Source organism: Simplicispira piscis (genome assembly GCF_054783455.1).
In genome coordinates, this window is the sequence record NZ_BAAGQN010000016.1 from 91130 (window position 1) to 113515 (window position 22386).

Below are 22386 nucleotides of genomic sequence, written 5' to 3' on the forward strand. Positions count from 1 at the left end.
GTCCCGGCCATGGCAGCTGCCATGGCCCATTTTGGTGGTGCGGGCTTGCTACACTCACCCATGATGTAGCAAAAAGTATCAAAAATTTTTGGTGCGCCCTTTGATTGCCTCGCCATGCACCACCACACCATTTTTGATACCCCGGTCGTCAACAGCCTGCTGCGCGGGCTGTCGCTCGCCATTCTTCGTTCCACAGGCTGGAAAGTCGAAGGCTCTTTGCCCGCCCATGCCGCCAAGAGCGTGCTGATTGCGGCCCCGCACACCAGTAATTGGGACCTGCCCTACACCCTGATGATTGCTTTTGCACTACGCCTGCGGGTGTACTGGATGGGCAAGCAAAGCCTGTTCAGGGCGCCGTTTGGGGGGCTGATGCGCTGGCTGGGCGGCATTCCGGTCAACCGGGGCCAGGCTGGCAACCTGGTGGCCATGTCCGCGCAGGCCATGCGCGATGCCGACGGCCCCATGCAGCTCATCATTCCGCCCGAGGGCACGCGCGGCAAGACGCGGCATTGGAAAACAGGCTTTTACTTCATTGCCCACCAGGCGGGCGTACCCATCGTGCTGGCCTTTGTGGACTATGGCCGCAAGGTCGGTGGCTTGGGACCGGTGTTCGAGCCCACGGGCGATCTTGAGCAGGACATGGTGCGCATCAAGGCTTTTTATGCGCCCATCCAGGGCAAGAACGCAGCGCAGTTCGAAGCCTGAAGTTTATGAAAAATTGGCCTCTAGCGCTTTACTGGTAAGCGATAGCAGCTATCTAATCAATAGTATTCATCACACACTGCGCCGATCGATCTTGCGGCTGAGCACGATGCTGGTCTGCGTTTTGTGCACGCCGTCCATCTGGCCGATCTGGTCGAGCAGGCTGTCCAGTCGCTCGTGGCTGGCGCAGCGCAAAAAGGCCAGGTAGTCGAACTGGCCGCTCACGGCCGACACTTCTTCCACCTCGGGCATGGCGGCCAAGGCGCGCAGCACAGCGGGCGCTGTTTGTGGCAGCAAGCTCAGGCTGCACCAGGCGCGTACGGCGGCGCTGTCCATGGGCGCGCCCAGGCGCACGCCATAGCCGGCCACCACACCCGTGCGCTCTAGCCGTGCAATGCGCGCCACCACCGTGGTGCGCGCCAAACCCAGGCGCCGTGCCAGTGTGGATGTGCTCTCGCGCGCGTTGGCCTGGAGCAGGCTCAGAAGCTGGCGGTCGGTGTCGTCCAGAGGGGCGTTCATGGCTTGTGTCGATAGTTTTCGTTATTTTGACGAATATTAGCAAGTTATTCGACGTTTTACATGCTACACATTGACAGCACTGCGCCGTAGCATTGAGTGAGCTGAACCACAGCACCACCAACACTACAAGGAGACACGCCATGACCACGACCCGCCGTTCCATCACCATCCTGGGGGCAGGCCATATCGGCTTTGCCATGGCGCTGCTGCTGTCGCGCAGCGGCGACTATGACGTTCTGGTGGCCGACCGCGATGTGGCGCGCCTGGAAGCCGTGGCCGTGCTGGACGTGGCCACACTGGCCACTCCCGACGATGCGGCATTGCAAACCGCCGTCAGCGGCCGCTACGCCGTGCTCAATGCGCTGCCTTTCCACTGCGCCGTGGGTGTGGCCACGCTGTGCGCGCAGGCCGGCGTGCATTACTTTGATTTGACTGAAGACGTGCAGAGCACCCAGGCCATCCGAGCCCTGGCGCAGGATGCACGCAGCGTGCTCATGCCGCAGTGCGGTTTGGCACCGGGTTTCATTGGCATCGTCGGCAACGACCTGGCGCGCCGCTTTGACGAGCTGCACAGTCTGCGCATGCGCGTGGGGGCGCTGCCGCGCTACCCGCAGGGTGCCCTGCGCTACAATCTGACCTGGAGCACCGAGGGCCTGATCAATGAATACTGCAACCCCTGCGAAGCCATCGTGGACGGCCAGGCCACCACCGTCGCGGCACTGGACGGCCTGGAAACCTTTGCGCTTGATGGCGTGGAATACGAGGCTTTCAATACCTCCGGCGGCCTGGGCACGCTGACCGAAACCCTGGCGGGCAGGGCGCGGCAGGTGGACTACAAGTCGATCCGCTACCCCGGCCATTGCGCCATTCTCAAGCTGCTGCTCAACGACCTGCGCCTGCGCGACCGGCGCGATCTGCTCAAGGAAATTTTCGAGGCGGCCATTCCCACCACCGAGCAGGATGTGATCGTGGTGTTTGCCAGCGCCTCGGGGCTGCGCGGCGGGCGTTTGGTGCAGGATTCGTATTCGGGCCGCATCCTTGGCACCGAGGTGGCGGGCCACCGGCTGAGCGCCATCCAGCGCACCACGGCCGCCGGGATCTGCACTGCGCTGGATCTGGTGGCCCAGGGCAAGTTGCCGCAAAAGGGCTTTGTCGGGCAAGAGGCCGTGGCGCTGCAGGATTTTCTCGGCAACCGGTTTGGGCAGGCCTACGCCACTGAATGCGCGGGGGAGGCCGTGGCCGCATGAGGTTTTAGATTCATGCGGCCGCGGCTCAGCAGCGTTTAGCGCCCCCCGGGCTTTTGGTACATGCCCTCGATGGCTTGAGCGAAATAGGCCATCAAATTGTTGCGCTTGAGCTTGAGCGTGGGCGTCATGAAGCCGTTTTCTGTCGTCCACGGCTCCAGCGTGCAGTACACAGTGCGGGGCACGGCGTAGCGCGGAAAGCTGGCGGTGCTGGTTTCAATGCGCGCCAGGATGGCGCGGTGCACCGCCGGGTTGTTCAGGCTGCCTGGGTCTTGTGCATCCAGGCCCAGGCCTTCGGCCAGGCGCAGCCATTCGTCCCGCTTGAGTACCGCCACACAGGCGATGAAGGGGCGGTTCTCGCCCACCACAAAGGTTTGTTCGAGCAGCGGGTCGGACTGCAGCGCCAGTTCCAGGTCGCCCGGGGGGATTTTTTCGCCGGTCGAGGTGACGATGATTTCCTTGATGCGCCCCCGGATGTAAATGCGGCCATCGACGATGTCGGCCTGGTCGCCGGTGCCCAGCCAGCCTTCGGCGTCCAGGGTTTTGGCGGTGTCTTCGGGGCGCTTCCAGTAGCCTTTCATCACGATGGAGCCGCGCACCTGCAGCTCGCGGTTCTCGCCAATGCGCACTTCCACGCCCGGCAGCGCACGGCCCACGCTGGCAGGGTCGTTGTCGTGCACGGTGTTCACGCACACCACGGGCGAGGTTTCCGTCATGCCGTAGCCCTGCACCAGTGGCAAGCCCAGGCCCAGAAAGCACTTGGCAATGGTGGGTGAGAGCGGCGCGCCGCCGCTGACCGCCACGCGCACGCGCCCGCCAAATTGCGCCAGCAGTGGTTGTGCCACCAGGGCCTGCAGCACAGGCCAGGGCAGCAGGTTCATCCAGCCGCCCAGTGCTTCGTCATGTGCGGGCGGCGGCAGGCCTTGTGCGCGGCAAAAGCGCTGCCAGCCTTTGGACTGCGCAGCTTCATAGAGCTGCATTTTCCAGGGCGTGGGCGACAACATTTCGAGCAACTTGGCGTGAACGCGCTCGTAGATGCGGGGCACCGAGACCAGCACCGTGGGGCGAATGGTTTTCAGATCATCGGCCAGCAAAGCCACCGATCGCGCAAAGGCCACGCAGCAACCTGCCGCCACAGGCAGGTAATAGCCCCCTGTGCGCTCGAAGGTGTGCGACAGCGGCAGGAAGGACAGAAAAACGTCGTCCTGGGTGGGCGCAATGCGTTCCAGCACGGCCTGCACATCGCTGACCACATTGCGGTGCGTCAGCATGACGCCCTTGGGCTTGCCGGTGGTGCCCGAGGTATAGACGATGGCGGCGAGGTCGTCCGCACCCGGCGGTGTGGGCGCTGGCGTGGCCAGGGCTTGCCCTGCACCGCCCAGCCATTGCGCGAGCGATCCCAGGGCAGGGCCGCTGGCGCTGGCGGGATGGGGCTGCAGGGCGGGGTCTTCGTCCGTCACCACCACAGCGCGCAGCGCGGGAAACGGCGTACCCACGCTGCGGATTTGTTCCCACTGCGCAACTTGATCCACGACGAGCACCGAGGCCTCGCTGTCTTGCAGGATGTAGGCAATGCTGCCCGGGTTGTCGATGGCGTGCAGCGGCACCGGCACACCACCCGCAGCCAGGGTGGACTGGTCGGCGCACACGGCGTGCAGCCCGTTGGGCAGCAAGATGGCCACGCGCGCGCCGTGGGGCAGCTGCATGGCGACCAGGGCCTGGGTCCACTGCGTCACTTTTTCGGCGGTTTGCGCCCAGCTCAGGTCAAACCAAGCTTGGGTGGCGGGGTCAAAAAGTCGATAAGCCGGCGCGCTGGGGGTCAGCGCTGCCCGGCGGGCAAAAAGCTGGGGAAGCGTCTGCGCGGAGGCGATGTCGGTGTGGGTCGTGGTCATCTCGGGGCGGTATGGGGTGGGGCTGGCGGCATTGGCATGGATGCCAGAGCGCGGGAAAACCCTTAAATCATACCGCCCGCCCTGGGCGGGGCTCCGCCTGTCTACATGCCCAGGGAGCGGAGCAGATCGTCAGTGGCAGACGATGACGGCTCCGCTGAGGCGGGCGCACCAGCAGCGGCCGCTGCACGCTCGTGGGCCTGGTCGATCAGGGCATCGGGATCGGGCACTTCCTGGGGCGCGAAATCGTAGAGCTTGACGAACTCTGTCTTGTCGATGGCCAGCTCCAGATAGAAGATGTTGTTGGAGCCGGTATAGAAAGTCACGCGCCGCGCTTCGGGCTGGTCAAGGTTGGCATCCACACTCAGCATGACCTGCTTGTTCAACACCAGCATCTTGGGCTGGTTTTGCGTGATGTGGGTGTGCAGCTCGCGGTGCACCTTGCCGGTAAAGTCGCCCACCACCTGGTTCATCAGCTCGCCCATCACGTTGCTGACCTCGTCCGCCGTGTAGGAACGCGCCAGATCGCTCTGCTGCATGCCCATGTTCAGCAGGTAGTTGGAATACAACTCCATCGCGGCCTGGGCTGAAAAGTTGATGATGACCAAGCCAGAGAAGCCGCCATCAAACAGCACAAAGCAGCCAATGTCGGGTTTGAGGCAGGTGCGCGTGATGCGCTGGACCATGCCGGAATAGCGGATATCGCTGTGCGTGGCCACGGTCAGCACGCGCGTGACGGAGTTGCACAGGCTCAGCAACAGATCTTCGGTACCAAAAACAACGGTTTCTTCAGAGGACTTCATGGGCCAGACTGCGTGCGCTAAGTGGTTGGTGCTCACAGCATAGGGCAGGCGGCACAGGCTCGCCAGTTGTTTCAGCCTGTTTCAGTCTTTGGCGGGGTTTTCCTGCCACGGTGAACCAGGGCGCGGATCAGGTGGCAGCTTCCAGGCCGTTGGTGAAATGGCTTTGCATGGCTTGCACCGTGGCCGCCGTGTCGCGGGCGAGCAGGGCGGCCATGATGGCGCGGTGTTCGCGCAGCGAATCGTCAATGCGGCCCTGCTTGAACAGGGAGTTGTGGCGGTTGAGCTTCATCACCTTGCGCAGGTCGGCCACCATCTGGCTGCGCCAGCGGTTGTCGGCCAGCTCCAGCAAGCGCATGTGAAAGCGTTCGTTGATCACAAAAAACTGGTCGCGCTGCCCCTTGGCAGCCTCCAGCTCGGCGTGCAGGTTTTGCAATGCGCGCAGATCTTCGTCACTGGCAGCGCGGGCCACCACGCCTGCAGCATCGCTTTCCAGCAGGCTGAGCAGGTGGTAAACATCACGCAAGTCTTTCTCGGACATCTCGGTCACATAGGCGCCTCGGCGTACCTTCATGGTGACCAGTCCCTCGGCGGCCAGCACCTTCAGGGCTTCGCGCAAGGGGGTGCGGCTGATGCCGAATTCCTCGGCGATCTTGAGCTCGTCAATCCAGCAACCCGGCTCCAGTTCCCGCTGGAAGATGCGTTGGCGCAGCAGTTCGGCCACTTCTTCGTACAGGGCGCGGGGAGTGAGGGTCAGAGTGGACATGGAACGATTGTAAGCTGCACGGAATATTTTGAATGAATAATTATGAATGATGTAAACTTGCTCACATCACAGGGAATGCCCTGAAACCAAGCCATGCCAACCGCCGGAGAATTTGCCGCCATGAGTGACTCGCAGAACAAAAACGCCCCCGAGTTCGCCGCCGCCAGCCTTGATGCCTGGGCCAAGGCCGCTGCCAAATCGGCCCCCGGCGGCAATGTGGAGGCCCTCAATTGGGTCACTCCCGACGGCATCACCGTCAAGCCGCTCTACACCGCGCAAGACACCGCCGACTTGCCTTACGCCAACACGCTGCCCGGTTTTGAACCCTACCTGCGCGGCCCCCAGGCCACCATGTACGCGGTGCGCCCCTGGACGATTCGCCAGTACGCAGGCTTCTCCACCGCCGAAGAGTCCAATGCCTTCTACCGCAAGGCCTTGGCTGCCGGCGGGCAGGGCGTGTCGGTCGCGTTCGACCTGGCCACGCACCGGGGCTACGACAGCGACCACCCGCGCGTCACGGGTGACGTGGGCAAGGCGGGCGTGGCGATCGACTCGGTCGAGGACATGAAGATCCTGTTTGACCAGATCCCGCTCGACAAGGTGAGCGTCTCCATGACCATGAACGGCGCGGTGCTGCCCGTACTGGCGGGCTACGTGGTGGCGGCAGAAGAGCAGGGCGTCTCGCAAGACAAGCTTAGCGGAACCATTCAGAACGACATTCTGAAAGAGTTCATGGTGCGCAACACCTACATCTACCCGCCCAAGCCTTCGATGCGCATCATTGGCGACATCATTGGCTACACGGCCAAGAACATGCCCAAGTTCAACTCGATCTCGATCTCGGGTTACCACATGCAAGAGGCCGGGGCCAACCAGGCGCTCGAACTCGCCTTCACGCTGGCCGACGGCAAGGAATACGTCAAAACCGCCATCGCCTCGGGCCTGGACGTGGACGACTTCGCCGGGCGCCTGAGCTTCTTCTGGGCGATCGGCATGAACTTCTACCTCGAAGTCGCCAAGATGCGCGCGGCACGCCTCTTGTGGTGCCGCATCATGAAAGAGACCGGCGCCAAGAACCCCAAGAGCCTGATGCTGCGCACGCACTGCCAGACGTCTGGCTGGTCGCTCACCGAGCAAGATCCCTACAACAACATCGTGCGCACCACCATCGAGGCCATGGCGGCGGTGTTTGGCGGCACGCAGAGCCTGCACACCAACGCGCTCGACGAAGCCATTGCGCTGCCGACCGAATTTTCATCGCGCATTGCGCGCAACACGCAGCTCATCATCCAGGAAGAGACGCACATCACCAACGTGGTGGACCCCTGGGCTGGCAGCTACATGATGGAAAAACTGACCCAGGACATGGCAGACGCCGCCTGGAAGATCATCGAAGAAGTCGAAGCCATGGGCGGCATGACGCAGGCCGTGGACAGCGGCTGGGCCAAGCTCAAGATCGAAGCGGCTGCGGCCGAGAAGCAGGCACGCATCGACAGCGGCAAGGACGTGATCGTCGGCGTGAACAAATACAAGCTCGCCAAAGAAGACCCGGTCGATATCCTGCAGATCGACAACGTGAAGGTGCGCGACGGCCAGATCGAGCGCCTCAAAAATATCAGGTCAAAACGCGACCCAGCACTTGTGCAGAAAGCGCTGGATGCTCTCACTTCTGCAGCAGAAACCGGCGAAGGCAACCTGCTGGATCTGTCCATCAAGGCCGTGCGCCTGCGCGCCACCGGCGGCGAGATCAGTGACGCGCTCGAAAAAGTTTACGGGCGCCACCGCGCCGATACGCAAAAGGTGACCGGTGTGTACGCTGCTGCTTACGACTCGGCCGAAGGCTGGGACCAACTCAAGGGCGAAATCAACGCCTTCGCCGAAGAACAGGGCCGCCGCCCCCGCGTGATGATCGCCAAACTGGGCCAGGACGGCCACGACCGCGGCGCCAAAGTGGTCGCTACGGCGTTTGCCGACCTGGGATACGACGTGGACATCGGTCCGCTGTTCCAAACCCCCGAAGAATGCGCCCGCCAGGCCATTGAAAACGACGTGCACGCCGTGGGTGTGAGCACGCTCGCCGCCGGCCACAAAACCCTTGTGCCCGCGATCATCGCCTCGCTCAAGGATCAGGGGGCCGACGACATCGTGGTGTTTGTCGGCGGCGTGATCCCTGCGCAGGACTACGACTTTTTGTATGAAGCAGGCGTCAAGGGCATCTACGGCCCCGGCACGCCGATTCCCGCCAGTGCCAAGGATGTGCTGGAGCAGATTCGCAAGGCAGTGGCGTGATCCCTGCGGCGATTCTCGACGGCATCCTGCAGGGCAGCGCCGCCCAGCAGCGCCGCGCCATGGCCAAGGCTATCACGCTGCTCGAATCCACCCGCGCCGACCACCGCGCCCAGGGCGACGAGTTGCTGACGGCGCTGCTGCCGCACACGGGCAAGAGCTTTCGCTTGGGGATCAGCGGCGTGCCGGGCGTGGGAAAGTCCACCTTTATCGAGGCGCTGGGCCTGTATCTCATTGCGCAAGGTCACCGCATTGCGGCGCTCACGATTGATCCGTCCAGCACTGTCTCGGGCGGCTCCATCCTGGGCGACAAGACGCGCATGGAACACCTGTCGGTCAACCCAAATGCCTACATCCGCCCCAGCCCCAGCAGCGGCACGCTGGGCGGGGTGGCCGAAAAAACGCGCGAAGCGATGTTGGTTTGTGAGGCCGCGGGCTACGACATCGTCATCGTCGAGACGGTGGGCGTGGGCCAGTCGGAGACGGCAGTCTCCAGCATGACTGACATGTTTGTGCTGCTGCAACTGCCCAACGCGGGCGACGACCTGCAGGCCATCAAAAAGGGCGTGATGGAGATTGCCGACCTGGTGGTCATCAACAAGGCCGACCTGGACGCCCGGGCCGCGACGCGCGCCGAGGCGCAAATCACGTCGAGCCTGCGCATCCTCAGCCAGCACGGCAACCCCGACAACGCCTCGCACGACACCACGCGCTGGCACCCCAAGGTGCTGCAGATCAGCGCGCTGCTGGGGCAGGGTATCGGTAGTTTCTGGGATGCCGTCACGCAATACCGCCAATTGCAAACGGCCAACGGCCGCCTGGCCACGCGGCGCGAAAAGCAGGCCCTGGCCTGGATGTGGGAGCGCATTGACGCCGGGCTCAAGCAGGCGTTTCGCCGACACCCGCAGGTGCAGCACCTGCTGCCGCGTATGCAGCAAGAGGTAGCAGCGGGGCGCATTGCGGCCTCCACTGCAGCAAGAAATTTGCTCTCAGCGCAATCAGGACAAGCGCTGTCAGCTATTGAATAAATAGCAACTCAAACAACACAGGCTCACTCAAAGGACGACCATGCAAGACATCCTCGATCAACTGGAAAAGAAGCGCGCGCTGGCCCGCCTGGGCGGTGGGCAAAAGCGCATCGATGCACAGCATGCCAAGGGCAAGCTCACGGCGCGCGAGCGCATCGAGTTGCTCATGGACGACGGCACCTTTGAAGAGTGGGACATGTTCGTCGAGCACCGCTGCACCGACTTTGGCATGGAAGACAGCAAAATCCCGGGCGATGGCGTGGTGACGGGCTACGGCCTCATCAATGGACGCTTGGCCTTTGTGTTCAGCCAGGATTTCACGGTGTTTGGCGGTGCCTTGTCCGAGACGCACGCCGAGAAAATCTGCAAGGTCATGGACCAGGCCATGAAGGTCGGCGCACCCGTCATCGGCCTGAACGACTCGGGCGGCGCGCGCATCCAGGAGGGCGTGGCCAGCCTGGGCGGCTATGCCGATGTGTTCCAGCGCAACGTGCTGGCCAGCGGCGTGGTGCCGCAGATCAGCATGATCATGGGGCCGTGTGCGGGCGGCGCCGTGTACTCGCCTGCCATGACCGACTTCATCTTCATGGTCAAGGACAGCAGCTACATGTTTGTCACCGGCCCCGATGTGGTCAAGACCGTGACGCATGAGAACGTGACCGCCGAGGAGCTGGGCGGCGCTGGCACGCACACCACCAAGAGCGGCGTGGCCGACATGGCCTTCGAGAACGACGTCGAGGCCATCCTCATGCTGCGCCGTCTGTACAACTACCTGCCGCTCAACAACCGCGAAAAAGCGCCTGTGCGCCCCAGCAACGACCCGGCCGACCGGGCCGACAAGTCGCTCGACACGCTGGTGCCCGCCAACGCCAACCAGCCCTACGACATGAAAGAGCTGATCACCAAGGTGGTGGATGACGGCGACTTCTTTGAGCTGCAGCCCGACTACGCCAAGAACATCGTCATTGGCCTGGCCCGCATGGAAGGCCAGACCGTCGGCATCGTGGCCAATCAGCCCCTGGTGCTGGCCGGGTGCCTGGACATCAAGAGCAGCATCAAGGCCGCGCGCTTCGTGCGCTTTTGCGATGCCTTCAACATCCCCGTCATCACGTTTGTGGACGTACCCGGCTTCATGCCCGGAACGTCGCAAGAGTACGGCGGCATCATCAAACACGGCGCCAAGCTGCTGTTTGCCTATGCTGAATGCACCGTGCCCAAGGTCACCGTCATTACCCGCAAGGCCTATGGCGGTGCGTACGACGTGATGAGCTCAAAGCACCTGCGCGGCGACGTGAACCTGGCCTGGCCCAACGCCGAGATTGCCGTGATGGGCGCCAAGGGCGCGGTGGAAATCATCTTCCGCGAAGACAAGAACGACCCGGTGAAGCTCGCCGCCCGCGAGGCGGAATACAAAGAGCGCTTTGCCAACCCCTTTGTGGCGGGTGCGCGCGGCTTTATTGACGATGTGATCCTGCCGCACGAGACACGCAAGCGGATTTGCCGCAGCCTGGTCATGCTGCGCGACAAGAAGCTGGAGAACCCATGGCGCAAGCACGGAAACATCCCCCTTTGAGCGGCACTGCCACAGCCCTTGGGGCGTCGTTGCCAGACCTTGTCGTAGCGCTGCTACTGCCTGCGGTCCGGCGCCTAGCCCCAACCGCTTCGCTGGGCTGTGCCAGCACCTAACCTAATACGTTTCGGGTAAGAGCCCTTGAAAAGAGATTCATCATGTTCACCAAAATTCTGATTGCCAACCGCAGCGCTCTGGCCAACGGCCAGGCGAAGCAAAACGGCCGCGCAGCGGACGTTTCAATAAATTGCCTGCCACAGACCGCGAAGCGGGCTGCTACACGCCACCCCATCGCTTGAGGAGCTAATAATGTTCACCAAAATCCTGATCGCAAACCGGGGCGAGATTGCGTGTAGGGTGATCGCCACCGCCCAGAAAATGGGCATCAAAACGGTCGCGGTCTATTCCGACGCCGATAAGGAAGCGCGCCACGTCAAGCTGGCCGACGAGGCCGTGCGCCTCGGCCCGGCGCCTTCGCGTGAGTCGTACCTGCTGGCCGAAAAAATCATCGAGGCCTGCAAGCAGACCGGCGCGCAGGCCGTGCACCCCGGCTACGGCTTCCTCTCTGAAAACGAAGCTTTTGCCAAGCGCTGCGAAGAAGAGGGCATTGCCTTCATCGGCCCCAAGGCCCATTCGATTGCGGCTATGGGCGACAAGATTGCGTCCAAGAAGCTGGCCCTTGAAGCCAAGGTCAACACCATCCCCGGCTACAACGACGCGATTGCCGGCCCCGAGCAAGCGGTGGAGATTGCCAAGGGCATTGGCTACCCGGTCATGATCAAGGCTTCGGCCGGTGGCGGCGGCAAGGGCCTGCGCGTGGCGTTCAACGACAAGGAGGCGTTCGAGGGCTTTGCCAGCTGCCAGAACGAAGCGCGCAATAGCTTCGGCGACGACCGCATCTTCATCGAGAAGTTCGTACAGGAGCCGCGCCACATCGAGATCCAGGTGCTGGGCGACAGCCACGGCAACGTGATCTACCTGAACGAGCGCGAGTGCTCCATCCAGCGCCGCCACCAGAAGGTGATCGAGGAAGCGCCGTCGCCCTTCATCAGCGAGGCCACCCGCAAGGCCATGGGCGAGCAGGCCGTGCAGCTGGCCAAGGCTGTGCAGTACCAAAGCGCCGGCACGGTGGAGTTCGTGGTCGGCAAAGACCAAGACTTCTACTTTCTGGAAATGAACACCCGCCTGCAGGTGGAGCACCCGGTGACGGAATGCATCACCGGCCTGGACCTGGTCGAGCTGATGATCCGCGTGGCGGCGGGCGAAAAGCTGCCGCTCACGCAAGCCGACGTGAAGCGCGACGGCTGGGCCATCGAGTGCCGCATCAACGCCGAAGACCCGTTCCGCAACTTCCTGCCGTCCACCGGCCGCCTGGTGCGCTTTGCACCGCCCGAGGAGAGCATGTTCCAGGCCGACCCCAGCAAAAAATACGGGGTGCGGGTGGATACCGGCGTGTACGAGGGCGGTGAGATTCCGATGTTCTACGACTCGATGATCGCCAAGCTCATCGTGCACGGCACCGACCGCAACGACGCCATCCTCAAGATGCGCGCGGCGCTCAATGGCTTTGTGATTCGCGGCATCAGCAGCAATATTCCGTTCCAGGCCGCCTTGCTGGCACACCCCAAGTTCGTCACGGGCGATTTCAATACCGGCTTTATCGCCGAGAACTATGCGCATGGTTTTGTGGCCGAGGACGTGCCGCACGACGACCCGCTGTTCCTGGTGGCGCTGGCCGCTTACATGCACCGCCGTTACCGCGCCCGGGCCTCGGGCATCAGCGGCCAGCTGGCCGGGCACGAGGTGAAAGTGGGCGAGGCCTTTGTGGTAGCCAGCCTGGGTGCGCTAGGGCAGAACCAGTACCACGACGTAAGCGTGACCGATTTTGAGAACAAATCGGGCTCTAGCGCAGTGTCCGTGGGCGGTAACAGCTATCACATCAGTAGCACGGCAACGCTGGGCCAGATCCGTGTGCAAGGCAGTTGCAACGGCCAGGGCTTTACGGCCCAGGTGGAGCGCGGCGCGGGCAAGAACCCCCTGGCCATGCGCATTGCCCACGACGGCACACAGATCGAAGCCATCGTGTTCTCGCCGCTGGGCGCACGCTTGCACCAACTCATGCCCTACAAGGCGCCGCCGGATTTGTCCAAGTTCCTGCTCTCGCCCATGCCCGGCTTGCTGGTGGATGTGGTGGTGCAGGAAGGCCAGAAGGTGCAGGCCGGTGAAAAGCTGGCCGTCATCGAAGCCATGAAGATGGAAAACGTCCTGCTGGCCACGCAAGATGGCGTGGTGGGCAAGCTGGTGGCGGGCAAGGGCGAGTCGCTCAGTGTGGACCAGGTGATTCTGGAATTCCAATAAGCAGCCGCATCTCCATACCAAGGGGCCTCGCGCCCCTTTTTTGAGTTTTTTGGTCTCTGGCGCTTATCTATCAAGCGCAAGTAGCTATAAAAACAGAAGCATTTATCGCTTCATCAACCAGAGAATAACCATGGCACAAACAGCAGAGCAACGTCCTTTCCGGGTGCTGGGCATCCAGCAGGTGGCCATTGGCGGCACCGACAAACAGCGCATGAAAACCCTGTGGGTCGACATGCTGGGCCTGACGCAGACCGGCACCTTCCAAAGCGAGCGCGAGAACGTGGACGAGGACATCCTGGCCATGGGGCAGGGCGCCTGGAAGGTGGAGGTGGACATCATGCAGCCGCTGGACATCGACAAGAAGCCGGCCGTGCACACCACGCCCCTCAACCACATCGGCCTGTGGATCGACGACCTGGCCGCCGCCGTGGAATGGCTCACGGCCCAGGGTGTGCGCTTTGCGCCCGGCGGCGTGCGCAAAGGTGCGGCCGGGTATGACATCTGCTTTTTGCACCCCAAGAGCAACGACGAATTTCCGATCGCGGGCGAGGGCGTGCTGATCGAGCTGGTGCAGGCGCCACCCGAAGTGATTTCTGCCCTGGGCTGATTTCCATCTTTCACTCTGACCGAGGGCACAGTCACGCAACGCCCATCGGGTTTACCGTGCAATCGGCGCACGTTGCGCGACGAAGCGCGACGCTGCTGCAACGGCGGCGATTGTGTGGTCATCTCCCTTCATTTCAGGGTGATTTTGCGTTGAGATGGGTGTACTTTTGGTGGCTTTTATTTGGCAGTATTTGTTACTTTGTGGCGCACATTCAGACTGTTTCAAAAGGCAAAATGTTCTGAAACTGGTGTGCTAGTGCCCATAAATGTTGGCGTGATTTGCGACTTATGTTGCACCTCCAGGTAGCCTTCATCTTCAAAGGAGTCTCTGTGAAAACCCCACCAATCCATCAACCCGTGCAGGTGCATCTGCCCGTCCAAATGCCGCCCCCCCAGGGCCCCTGGACAGTGGACGCCGTACAGTCCCTGCTCGACAAACCCTTGCTGGAGCTGTTGTTCGAAGCCCAGACCGTGCACCGCCAGCACTGGCCTGCCGGTGACATTGAGTTGGCGGCACTGCTATCGGTCAAAACAGGTGGGTGCCCCGAAAACTGCGGCTACTGCCCCCAGTCGGCCGAGTTCGATACGGGCGTAAAGGCACAAAAACTGCTCGAAGTGGACGAAGTGTTGCGCGCCGCGCAGGCCGCCAAAGATGCGGGTGCCACACGCTTTTGCATGGGCGCTGCGTGGCGTGCCCCCAAAGACCGCGACATTGTAAAAGTGGCCGCGCTGATTGGCGCCGTCAAAGGGCTGGGCCTGCAAACCTGCGCCACGCTGGGCATGCTTGAATCGCACCAGGCGCAGGCGCTCAAGCAAGCGGGGCTGGACTATTACAACCACAACCTGGACACGGCGCCCGAGTACTACCAGGACGTGGTGAGCACCCGCCAGTACCAGGACCGGCTCGATACCTTGCAGCATGTGCGCGCCGCCGGTATCAGCGTGTGCTGCGGCGGCATCGTGGGCATGGGCGAAGCGCCGGTGCACCGCGCCAGTCTGATTGCACAGCTGGCCAACCTCAACCCTTACCCGGATTCAGTACCCATCAACAACCTGGTGCGCGTTCCCGGCACGCCGCTGGCCGACAGCGACCCTATCGACCCTTTCGATTTTGTGCGCATGATCGCTGTGGCCCGCATCACCATGCCCCAGGCGCGCGTGCGCCTCTCGGCCGGGCGCCAGCAAATGGGCGAGGCCGTGCAGGCCCTGTGCTTCATGGCCGGGGCCAATTCCATCTTTTATGGGGAAAAACTGCTGGTGACGGGCAACCCCGATGCGGGCGCCGATAGGCAATTGCTGCATAAACTGGGGCTGAAAAGCCACCAGACCACGAAGGCACCCCTTGCAGGCGCTGTTGCAGCCAGCGGCTGTGGCGGCAATTGCCAGTGCGCAGAAGGTGTTGCGGCCTGACAGACAGGGAAGGTGGGCGCAAAAAAACGGCCACACCAATGGGGTGTCGGCCGTTTTTTGCTACTAAAAACAGAGCTATAAGCGCTTATTTATAAAGCGCTAGAAGCTCTTTTTACTAGATTAAGGTTTCTTCATCGGGCAGGTCTTGATGCCCAGCAGCGTATAGGCCGGGCAGAAACCAAACAGGCCTGTGGCCACAGGCACTACACCAATCCAGCCCCACAAACCCACCGTGCCGGTAGCGGCCAGGCCAATCAGCACCAGGCCTACCACCACACGCAGAACACGATCCCAGCTTCCCACATTGATTGACATTTCATTTCCCCTTAGTTGATGGTGGCGACCCGTGGAGAGGCGCCGTTTGGATTCATTTCAGGCGCACGCCCTCGGCATCAATGACCTGCAGCTCGATCGCAATACCCTGGCCCACACTTTGCGTCACGGTGCAGAACGCCTCAAACTGGTCCAGCACCCGATCCAGGTGCTGCAACGAAGCTGCAGCCACCCCCAGCTTCAGTACGGCCGTCATCTTGAGCACGCGCAGGCGCTTTTCTTCGTTGCGGCCCACTTCGGCGGTCACCGTGCATTCCATCGGCTCGGGGGCTTGTTTGAACTTGCGCAGCGCAAACAGCAGCGAGTCGGACAGACAGTTGCCCACGGCAGCGGCCAGCAATTGGACCGGCGACGGCCCCTGCCCGCCGCCCAGCGGCGCTGGCTCATCGGCCGCCAGGACGGCAATGCCATTGCCAAAATCCACGTTGAATTGGTAGTCTTTTTGCTGCCGCAGGGTGATTTGAACCAGGTTATCGCTCATGCCAAAGCCTTTATCGTTGGAGTGTTCAAGAGGTCAGAGACGGCGGATGCCGCGTCCTGTCTGCAATGCCACGGCGCCCACTGAGCCGCCATTGACCGCTTGGGTATAGCCCAACTGGCGCATCCATTGCAAGGCCATGCCTGAGCGCGCACCCGACAGGCAGTACAGCACCATCGGCGCAGTCTTGTCGGGCAGCAGCAAGGGCGCATCCTGCGCCAGGCGCTCGAGCGGTAAATGCACTGCGCCATCCACATGCCCCGATTCGAACTCGAGACGCGAGCGCACATCCACCAGCGTAGGGGCAGGGGGCGGCTGAGGGGATTCGTGCAACAGGGTCATGGCGCAGTCTTTGGATCAGCAGCCGGGCTGTGCACCGAGCTTGCGCAGCATGGTTTCCATCAAACACCATTTGGTCAGCCCGCTTTGCATGATGTTGAGACCCACAAAGGCGGTAAAGGCCAACCACCATTGGCTGACAAAGATGGGGCTGCCGGGAATGCCCAGCGCCAACGAGAGAAGAATGAACAGGCCTGCGACCAAACGGACAATTTGCCAGGATTTCATGGGATACCTCACTGTTTTGTTGATGTGATTATTTAGCCAAACAACTAAATAGTCAACTGGCGTATTATGTGGGCAGGCCGGAACAGATGTGGTGTTCAACCGATCGAATGGCCTTGACCCCCAGCAAATTTGCCATGAAGAACCTGCCCCCAGAAGCCATCACGCAAGTTGCCGCGTACTTTCAGACGCTGGCGGAGCCCACGCGCCTGCGCATCCTGAACCTTTTGCGTGAAGGCGAGCGCAACGTGGGCGAGTTGGCCCAGTTGTGCGGCTACACGGCAGCCAACGTCTCGCGCCACCTGAGCCTGATGACGCAACAGGGCTTTGTCGAGCGCGAAAGTCGAGGCACCAGCGTGTACTACCGCATCGCAGACCCGTCGGTGTATGCGCTGTGTGACCTTGTCTGCGACAGCATTGCGCGCCAGTACGAACGCACGGCCAAACAACAGCATGCGATGTTTGGCAAGGGTGTCGCTTAAGGCGACCACAAAGCCTCTCTGGTGTTCCAGAACACTGTGGCGCGTCGGCCACGGTTTGTCGACTTGCATTTCGTAAATGCGCAGGAGCCGTTCTGACCCAGGGCGGCACCCAGGGCCGTGGCAGGAATGTAAAACTGTGAGTAGCGATGGGGTTTCTTTTTTAAAAATTAACATAATATACATCGTATCTAGTTAAACGGAAGATGGAGATCAAGCGTACTGGCTGGCATGCCCCCCGAATGGACGCTTTCTTCCCAGACCGGATTTGTCGTTGAAGCGGTCTGCCTGGTTTTTGATCTCACGGCACAATCACGAACATGAGAATCCTGCACACCATGCTGCGCGTTGGCAATCTCCAGCGCTCCATCGACTTCTATACCCAGGTACTGGGCATGCAACTGCTGCGCCAGTCTGAGAACCCCGACTACAAATACTCGCTCGCCTTCCTGGGCTTTGAGGGGGGCAACCCCGGCCAGGCCGAGATCGAGCTGACCTACAACTGGGGTACCGAGAGCTACGACCATGGCAATGCCTATGGCCATATTGCCCTGGGCGTGCCCGATGCCTATGCGGCCTGCGACAAGATCAAGGCCGCAGGCGGCAACGTGACCCGCGAGGCGGGTCCTGTCAAAGGCGGCAGCACCGTGATTGCGTTTGTGACCGACCCCGATGGTTACAAGATCGAGTTGATCCAGCGGGCTGAAGGTGAACACGGTGCTGGACTGCGCTGAAAACTCTTTATTTGATAGCTGCTGGCGCTTTACCAGTAAGCGTTAGAGCCAGTTTTAACTAAAATTTTTCAACGCACTTCCGGCGTTTTGATAACCACGCGGTTGCGTCCCTGTTCCTTGGCAAGGTACAGGGCTACGTCGGCCAGTCGCAGTGCATCGTCCAGGGTTTGGTCGGCCTGTGGCTGCAGGTAGGCCAGCCCGATGCTCAGGCTGACATGGGGCGCACCATCGGATGCGGCATGGGGAATCTGTAGTGCGGCGATGTCGTCACGCAGGCTCTCCAGAATGGACCGCATATGGGCTTCGCTCAGGTTGTACCAAAGGCCGACGAACTCCTCGCCACCGTAGCGGGCAACGATGTCCAGGGGGCGGCGGGCGTGGCTGCCGACCACCTGCGCTACTTTCTTCAGGGTTTCGTCGCCTTCGGCATGGCCATAGTGGTCGTTATAGCGTTTGAAAAAATCCACATCCATCATGACGACGCCCAGCGCATGTTTTTCGCGCACCGCCTGGCGCCAGGTGCAGTTGGCCCGTGTACTGAAGGCGCGGCGGTTGAGCAAACCCGTCAGGAAGTCTTTCTCCGCCATGTCCTGCAACTGCTTTTGCGACAGAAAATTCTGGCGCATGGCCGATTCCAGAAAATGGTTGCCGACCGTGCCGATGACATTGGCTGTGCCCAGGAAGAAGGCGTTGTACAGCAGCACATTGCCTGCCAAGCCGGTGTGCAGTTCCATGCCTAGATAGGCCATGTACGTCGCCCAGCCGCACAGCACCGCTGGCCAAAAGCGGAGCCCGGTCAAAAAATAGAAGAAGAACGTGACCAGGATGATGCCTTCATAGGGCAGTGCAAAGGCATGTACCCGGGCCACCCAGATGATGCCCACCACGCCCAGACCGCAGGTCAAGGCCGCAATGGAGACAAGCGACTGCAAGTGTTGGTGCAGCCGACTCTGGTAGGTGGCCAACCAGGTCAGAAAAAGCACCGGCAGCATCAGGCCCAGGCGCAAGGCCAGGATGGCGTTGCGTACCTGGGTGGGCAGGCTGATGGCATCGAGCACGGCAAACAACAGAAACAAAGCCATGGCCACCAGCAGGGCCCAGCGCATGCGCAGCAAAAAGACGCCCTGGTGGTAGCGCCGGAAATCCTCTTCCAGTCTGTCTTCAAAACCCAGTCGCAGCGCATGCAGACCCTCGGCCGGTGGTGGGGTTGGCACGCTGCGCTGGCTTGCCCTTTCCCTGGACTGGTTCACGAACGACTCCTATGGTTTAAAACGACGCCAATGCGGCTTTGTCTGACAGCCACAGCGGGCGATCGTTGCTGTAATAAGTTCACCATGCCTTGCAGACTTCGTTCACCCCAGCAACCCCCTGTGCCATTACGCGCAGTCGCCGCGTTTGCGCTTGCCGTGGTGCTGGCCCTGGTGGCATCTGCTGCATTGCTGCTGCCTGAGGCGACGGTGCAGTCGGTCGATTCCATGGCAGGCAGTGTGGACGGTCTGGGGCTGGTGCTGAAAATGGCGGTCAGCGACTGACGCGCCTTCCCGTTTTACCCCCCGCCCTGCTCCACCACCGCAATGCGTCGGCGCAATTGCGCTGCGGCATCGCTCTGACCCGCCTGTTCAGCGCGCTGGGCTTGCAAGAGCAGCCAGGCGAGCAGCGGGCGACGCCAGCCCTGGGCGGAAGCGGTGTCCGTGGCCAGTTGCATGGTTTGTGGATGGGCATGGCCAGTGCGAAGGAGCACACCCGCCGCCACCAAACGTGACATGGGGTCAGAGATGGCCGCCAGCGCCGTTGCCGCGTTGGCATCCGTGGCGGTTGCTACGGCCTGCTGGCTTTGCGGGAGCAAGGCCGCCGCCGAGGCGGGCAGCGTTCCAGCAAGGTAGTCGGCATAAGCCACTTGCGCCGCGCTCGCGTCGAGGCGCAGTGCTTCGAACGCGCTGCAGGGTTTCATTTCAAGGCTGGCGACCTGGGCAGCGCATTCCAGCAGATGCACCTGCGCCAGCAGTCCGGGTTGCCCGGTACGGGCCGTTTCTTGGCGCGCACGGGCAAACTCCAGTGTGGCCACGCGGGTCTCGCCGGCCAGATAGGCTTGCACAGCCTTTTGTGCTGCACCATACGCGTTCATTTGCCAGTCAGGTACGGGTGGTTTGCTGGAGCACGCTGCCAGGGCCAGCGCCAGGCACAGGCCCCACGGGCGCCACAGAAGGTGTTGTGTGGTGGGTGTCATGGGAGTTTCAACTCCGTATCACGGGCAAAAGGCCATTTGCGGTTGACTTCGTTCACCAGCCCGTCAATTTTGCGCAGACTGGATTCGACCTCAGCGCGCAGCGCCCCCAGGTCGGCCGTGCCTTCGCGCACGTTGGCACCCACGGCCTGGGCCTCGGCCAGCACGGCATCGACCTTTTTCAGGCTCGCTCGGGTATCGGCCAGCAGGCCCCCGAGTTGCGCCACGGTGGCCTGCACTTCAGGCAGCACGCCACCAGGGCCAAACACCTGGGTATCTGCCTTGGCGGCCATGCCATCAATGCGTGCCAGCAGCGCGTTGGTGCGGTCCAGTGTTGCAACAATCTTGCGGGCATCCTGCTCGTTGCCCATCAGCACCTTGAGAGCGCCGCCCGGGCCCTTGAGTCGATCGGTCAGCTCTTTCACGTTGGCCATGCTGGCACCCAGAGCCGAGTCTTCGGCGGTGAGTGCGTTAAGGTTGCCCAGCAAGGTGCGTGCCTCGGCCATGAGTTGCGGGATCTCGCCCGTGGCATCGCCCTTTAGCACGGGGCGCTCTGCGCCATCGAGCAACGGCGGATCCTGCAAGATACCGCTGTAAGCGCGGATATTGGTGCCGCCCACCACGCCGCGCACCAGCGTGAAAATGCTGGAGACGCGCAACCAGTGCGCGTCTTTGCGTGGCACGTCGATCACGATGCGGGCATTGCCTTCGTCGGCCAGTTCGATGCGGCGCACCCGCCCGATGGGAAAGCCCGAAAAAGTCATATCCATGCCCACCACGACACCCTCGGAATCGTCGGCGGTGAGCACCAGGGTTTGCGTGGGTTCGAACGCCCCCCGCGCGTACAGCAGGTACACGGCCGATCCCACGATCAGGGCCAGCGTAAAGAGCATTAACGCCATGGCCTTGAGTTCCAGGTGCGCCACGGGGCGCAGGCCGTCCTCGGCCATGGCGGCTGGTGGCTGTGGTGCGGGGTCTTGCATGGGCGCCGGTTTCCTCAATATCAATAGTAGTTGCCTACGAGCGATGCCACTTCAATCAGCAGCAACACGGCAAACATGCGGGCCAGTCCGCCCAGTTCAGTGTCTTGTTGGGCGCCCTCGCCTGCGTCGTACATGCCGGCGGTCATGGGGATCAAGGCAACCGCCAGGCTGGAAAGCAGGGTTTTGATGCCGAACACCAGCGTGACGGCCGGTGAGAACACATGGCCGAACATGCGGGTGTAGCTGGGCAGGCCCGCCAGATTGAAACCATATACGCCAAGATACGCCATGACCAGCGCCACCACGCACGACAACGCCGCCAGTGTGATGCAGGCGAACACGCCGGCCACCACGCGCGGCAGCAGCTCCATACGCACCGGGTCGGCGCCCCTGCGCCGCAGGGCATCAAGGTGTCCCGACAGGCGCAGTTGTGCCAGGCGGGCTCCGTTGGGAATGGTGCAACGCATGGCGACAAACAGCGCCGCAGTCAGCGGAATCAACTCCAGCACCAGCACGCGAATGACCATTTCCAGCGCATAGGCGGTCAGCCCATAGCTCAGTGCCGTGACCACCACGATGCGCGTGAGCACCAGGCCGAGCAGAGCGGCCAGCACCGTGAACCCCGGCAGGATGGGGGCTGTATCTTCGTAAATATGGCGGGCCAATTTGCGCCGCGCGCCCGCGCCATAGCTCGATGGCGTGAGCACCAGCACCAGCACCACCGCGCCCAGGTACATGATGCGGCCCCAGGCCAGCGCCCAGCGGTGCATGGCGTGCCACAGGCGCTCGTGCAGGGTCAAGGCGGGCCAGCGGGAGATCATGTGCGCATGATAGCGCCTTGCCCGCTTGCCATGTCATCGAAATGGCATGAAGCGCTTTGTTTACATGCGGTTTAAGCTATTCAAAATGTAGCAAATATCAGAATCAGACATGGCGTTTGGGTGCTGCCGCCAGGGGCGCCGCGGGCAGGGACTGCGCGTCGGCCTGTGCGTGCAGCGCTTCGATGATGCCGCACTGCGGCCCCGTGCCATCGCAGCAGTTGCGCAGTGCCAGCAGGTCCTGCTCCAAGGCTTGCAGTTCATGCAGTCGGGAGCGCACATGGTCGAGGTGGCCGTTCAGCGTCACGCAGGCAGCGTCGCAGTCGGCTTGGGACGCCAGGTCCAGCGCCAGCAGCGTGCGTACTTCGTCCAGCGACATGTCCATGGCGCGGCATAGCCGTATGAAGCGCAGTTGGTGGATGTCGGCACTGCTGTACAAGCGGTAGCTGTTACTGCTGCGGACACCGGGGCTGAGCAGGCCTTCTTTTTCGTAATAGCGGATGTTGGCGGCAGACACACCCGAGCGGCGAGCGGCCTCCCCAATGCGGTGACAGGCGGTCTGGTGGTGCATGGCTTGACCTTATAGTGACTTCAG

At 62.1% G+C, this 22386-nt stretch carries 24 protein-coding genes; 11 read left to right on the forward strand and 13 right to left on the reverse strand.

Going from position 1 to position 22386, the window contains the following annotated elements; translation table 11 throughout:
- Positions 1-114 precede the first annotated feature (114 nt).
- Positions 115-705, forward strand: a complete 591-nt coding sequence (locus ACYVOC_RS12380) for a lysophospholipid acyltransferase family protein (RefSeq protein WP_461162012.1) — start codon at positions 115-117, stop codon at positions 703-705.
- A 69-nt stretch (positions 706-774) separates the two neighbouring features.
- On the opposite strand, the gene ACYVOC_RS12385 is transcribed toward ACYVOC_RS12380, so the two are convergent.
- A complete protein-coding gene (locus ACYVOC_RS12385) occupies positions 775-1221 on the reverse strand; it encodes an Lrp/AsnC family transcriptional regulator (protein WP_116003943.1) in 447 nt (148 codons plus the stop codon).
- A 140-nt stretch (positions 1222-1361) separates the two neighbouring features.
- Here ACYVOC_RS12385 and ACYVOC_RS12390 point away from each other — a divergent pair, with 140 nt between their 5' ends.
- Complete coding sequence (locus ACYVOC_RS12390) at positions 1362-2468, forward strand: saccharopine dehydrogenase family protein (protein ID WP_461162013.1); 1107 nt, start codon at positions 1362-1364, stop codon at positions 2466-2468.
- 35 nt (positions 2469-2503) lie between these two features.
- Here ACYVOC_RS12390 and ACYVOC_RS12395 read toward each other — a convergent pair whose 3' ends face one another.
- From ACYVOC_RS12395 to ACYVOC_RS12405, 3 genes are all read right to left on the reverse strand, one after another.
- Positions 2504-4357, reverse strand: coding sequence for an AMP-dependent synthetase/ligase (locus tag ACYVOC_RS12395; RefSeq protein WP_461162014.1), 1854 nt, complete (start codon positions 4355-4357; stop codon positions 2504-2506).
- A gap of 101 nt (positions 4358-4458) precedes the next feature.
- Positions 4459-5157 carry a DUF3334 family protein gene (locus tag ACYVOC_RS12400; protein WP_116003940.1) on the reverse strand — a complete coding sequence of 233 codons (699 nt, stop codon included), beginning with the start codon at positions 5155-5157 and terminating at the stop codon, positions 4459-4461.
- A gap of 127 nt (positions 5158-5284) precedes the next feature.
- Positions 5285-5920 (reverse strand): GntR family transcriptional regulator, encoded by a 636-nt coding sequence (locus tag ACYVOC_RS12405; RefSeq protein ID WP_116003939.1) that lies wholly within the window; start codon positions 5918-5920, stop codon positions 5285-5287.
- Positions 5921-6040: 120 nt separating this feature from the next.
- Between ACYVOC_RS12405 and scpA the strand changes: the two genes are divergently transcribed.
- The 6 genes from scpA (at position 6041) to bioB (ending at position 15178) form a co-directional block, all read left to right on the forward strand.
- Positions 6041-8209, forward strand: coding sequence for a methylmalonyl-CoA mutase (scpA, locus tag ACYVOC_RS12410; RefSeq protein ID WP_461162051.1), 2169 nt, complete (start codon positions 6041-6043; stop codon positions 8207-8209).
- Positions 8206-9234, forward strand: coding sequence for a methylmalonyl Co-A mutase-associated GTPase MeaB (meaB, locus tag ACYVOC_RS12415; RefSeq protein WP_461162015.1), 1029 nt, complete (start codon positions 8206-8208; stop codon positions 9232-9234). Before scpA ends, meaB begins: the two co-directional genes overlap by 4 nt.
- Before the next feature lie 40 nt (positions 9235-9274).
- Positions 9275-10807, forward strand: coding sequence for an acyl-CoA carboxylase subunit beta (locus ACYVOC_RS12420; protein WP_116003938.1), 1533 nt, complete (start codon positions 9275-9277; stop codon positions 10805-10807).
- Positions 10808-11113: 306 nt separating this feature from the next.
- Positions 11114-13162, forward strand: coding sequence for an acetyl-CoA carboxylase biotin carboxylase subunit (locus ACYVOC_RS12425; protein ID WP_461162016.1), 2049 nt, complete (start codon positions 11114-11116; stop codon positions 13160-13162).
- Positions 13163-13292: 130 nt separating this feature from the next.
- On the forward strand, positions 13293-13769 hold the full coding sequence (locus ACYVOC_RS12430) for a VOC family protein (protein ID WP_116003934.1): 477 nt from the start codon (positions 13293-13295) through the stop codon (positions 13767-13769).
- Positions 13770-14149: 380 nt separating this feature from the next.
- Positions 14150-15178, forward strand: coding sequence for a biotin synthase BioB (gene bioB, locus ACYVOC_RS12435; RefSeq protein WP_461162052.1), 1029 nt, complete (start codon positions 14150-14152; stop codon positions 15176-15178).
- Between the two features lie 120 nt (positions 15179-15298).
- Here the strand turns inward: bioB and ACYVOC_RS12440 are convergent, their stop codons facing one another.
- The 4 genes from ACYVOC_RS12440 to ACYVOC_RS12455 are packed head-to-tail and all read right to left on the reverse strand — an operon-like array spanning position 15299 to position 16556.
- On the reverse strand, positions 15299-15493 hold the full coding sequence (locus ACYVOC_RS12440; protein WP_116003933.1) for a YgaP family membrane protein: 195 nt from the start codon (positions 15491-15493) through the stop codon (positions 15299-15301).
- A 52-nt stretch (positions 15494-15545) separates the two neighbouring features.
- The gene (locus tag ACYVOC_RS12445) at positions 15546-15992 is read right to left on the reverse strand and encodes an OsmC family protein (RefSeq protein ID WP_116003932.1); all 447 of its coding nucleotides are present in this window, start codon (positions 15990-15992) and stop codon (positions 15546-15548) included.
- Between the two features lie 33 nt (positions 15993-16025).
- On the reverse strand, positions 16026-16331 hold the full coding sequence (locus tag ACYVOC_RS12450) for a rhodanese-like domain-containing protein (protein WP_461162017.1): 306 nt from the start codon (positions 16329-16331) through the stop codon (positions 16026-16028).
- Between the two features lie 15 nt (positions 16332-16346).
- Positions 16347-16556, reverse strand: a complete 210-nt coding sequence (locus ACYVOC_RS12455; protein WP_116003930.1) for a YgaP family membrane protein — start codon at positions 16554-16556, stop codon at positions 16347-16349.
- A 134-nt stretch (positions 16557-16690) separates the two neighbouring features.
- On the opposite strand from ACYVOC_RS12455, the gene ACYVOC_RS12460 reads away from it, so the two are divergent.
- On the forward strand, positions 16691-17035 hold the full coding sequence (locus ACYVOC_RS12460) for an ArsR/SmtB family transcription factor (protein ID WP_116006029.1): 345 nt from the start codon (positions 16691-16693) through the stop codon (positions 17033-17035).
- A 317-nt stretch (positions 17036-17352) separates the two neighbouring features.
- Positions 17353-17766, forward strand: a complete 414-nt coding sequence (gene gloA / locus ACYVOC_RS12465; RefSeq protein WP_116003929.1) for a lactoylglutathione lyase — start codon at positions 17353-17355, stop codon at positions 17764-17766.
- Between the two features lie 68 nt (positions 17767-17834).
- Here the strand turns inward: gloA and ACYVOC_RS12470 are convergent, their stop codons facing one another.
- On the reverse strand, positions 17835-19016 hold the full coding sequence (locus ACYVOC_RS12470) for a GGDEF domain-containing protein (RefSeq protein ID WP_461162018.1): 1182 nt from the start codon (positions 19014-19016) through the stop codon (positions 17835-17837).
- A gap of 120 nt (positions 19017-19136) precedes the next feature.
- Here ACYVOC_RS12470 and ACYVOC_RS12475 point away from each other — a divergent pair, with 120 nt between their 5' ends.
- Positions 19137-19298 (forward strand): hypothetical protein, encoded by a 162-nt coding sequence (locus ACYVOC_RS12475; RefSeq protein WP_165829121.1) that lies wholly within the window; start codon positions 19137-19139, stop codon positions 19296-19298.
- A 14-nt stretch (positions 19299-19312) separates the two neighbouring features.
- Here the strand turns inward: ACYVOC_RS12475 and ACYVOC_RS12480 are convergent, their stop codons facing one another.
- The 4 genes from ACYVOC_RS12480 to ACYVOC_RS12495 all read right to left on the reverse strand — a co-directional run bounded on the left by ACYVOC_RS12480 (position 19313) and on the right by ACYVOC_RS12495 (position 22362).
- On the reverse strand, positions 19313-19993 hold the full coding sequence (locus ACYVOC_RS12480) for a hypothetical protein (protein ID WP_461162019.1): 681 nt from the start codon (positions 19991-19993) through the stop codon (positions 19313-19315).
- On the reverse strand, positions 19990-20973 hold the full coding sequence (locus ACYVOC_RS12485; protein ID WP_461162020.1) for an MlaD family protein: 984 nt from the start codon (positions 20971-20973) through the stop codon (positions 19990-19992). Before ACYVOC_RS12485 ends, ACYVOC_RS12480 begins: the two co-directional genes overlap by 4 nt.
- A 20-nt stretch (positions 20974-20993) precedes the next feature.
- Entirely contained in the window at positions 20994-21794 is an 801-nt protein-coding gene (locus tag ACYVOC_RS12490; RefSeq protein WP_461162021.1) for an MlaE family ABC transporter permease, read from the reverse strand.
- Positions 21795-21897: 103 nt separating this feature from the next.
- Positions 21898-22362, reverse strand: coding sequence for a Cd(II)/Pb(II)-responsive transcriptional regulator (locus ACYVOC_RS12495; RefSeq protein ID WP_461162022.1), 465 nt, complete (start codon positions 22360-22362; stop codon positions 21898-21900).
- Positions 22363-22386 lie beyond the last annotated feature (24 nt).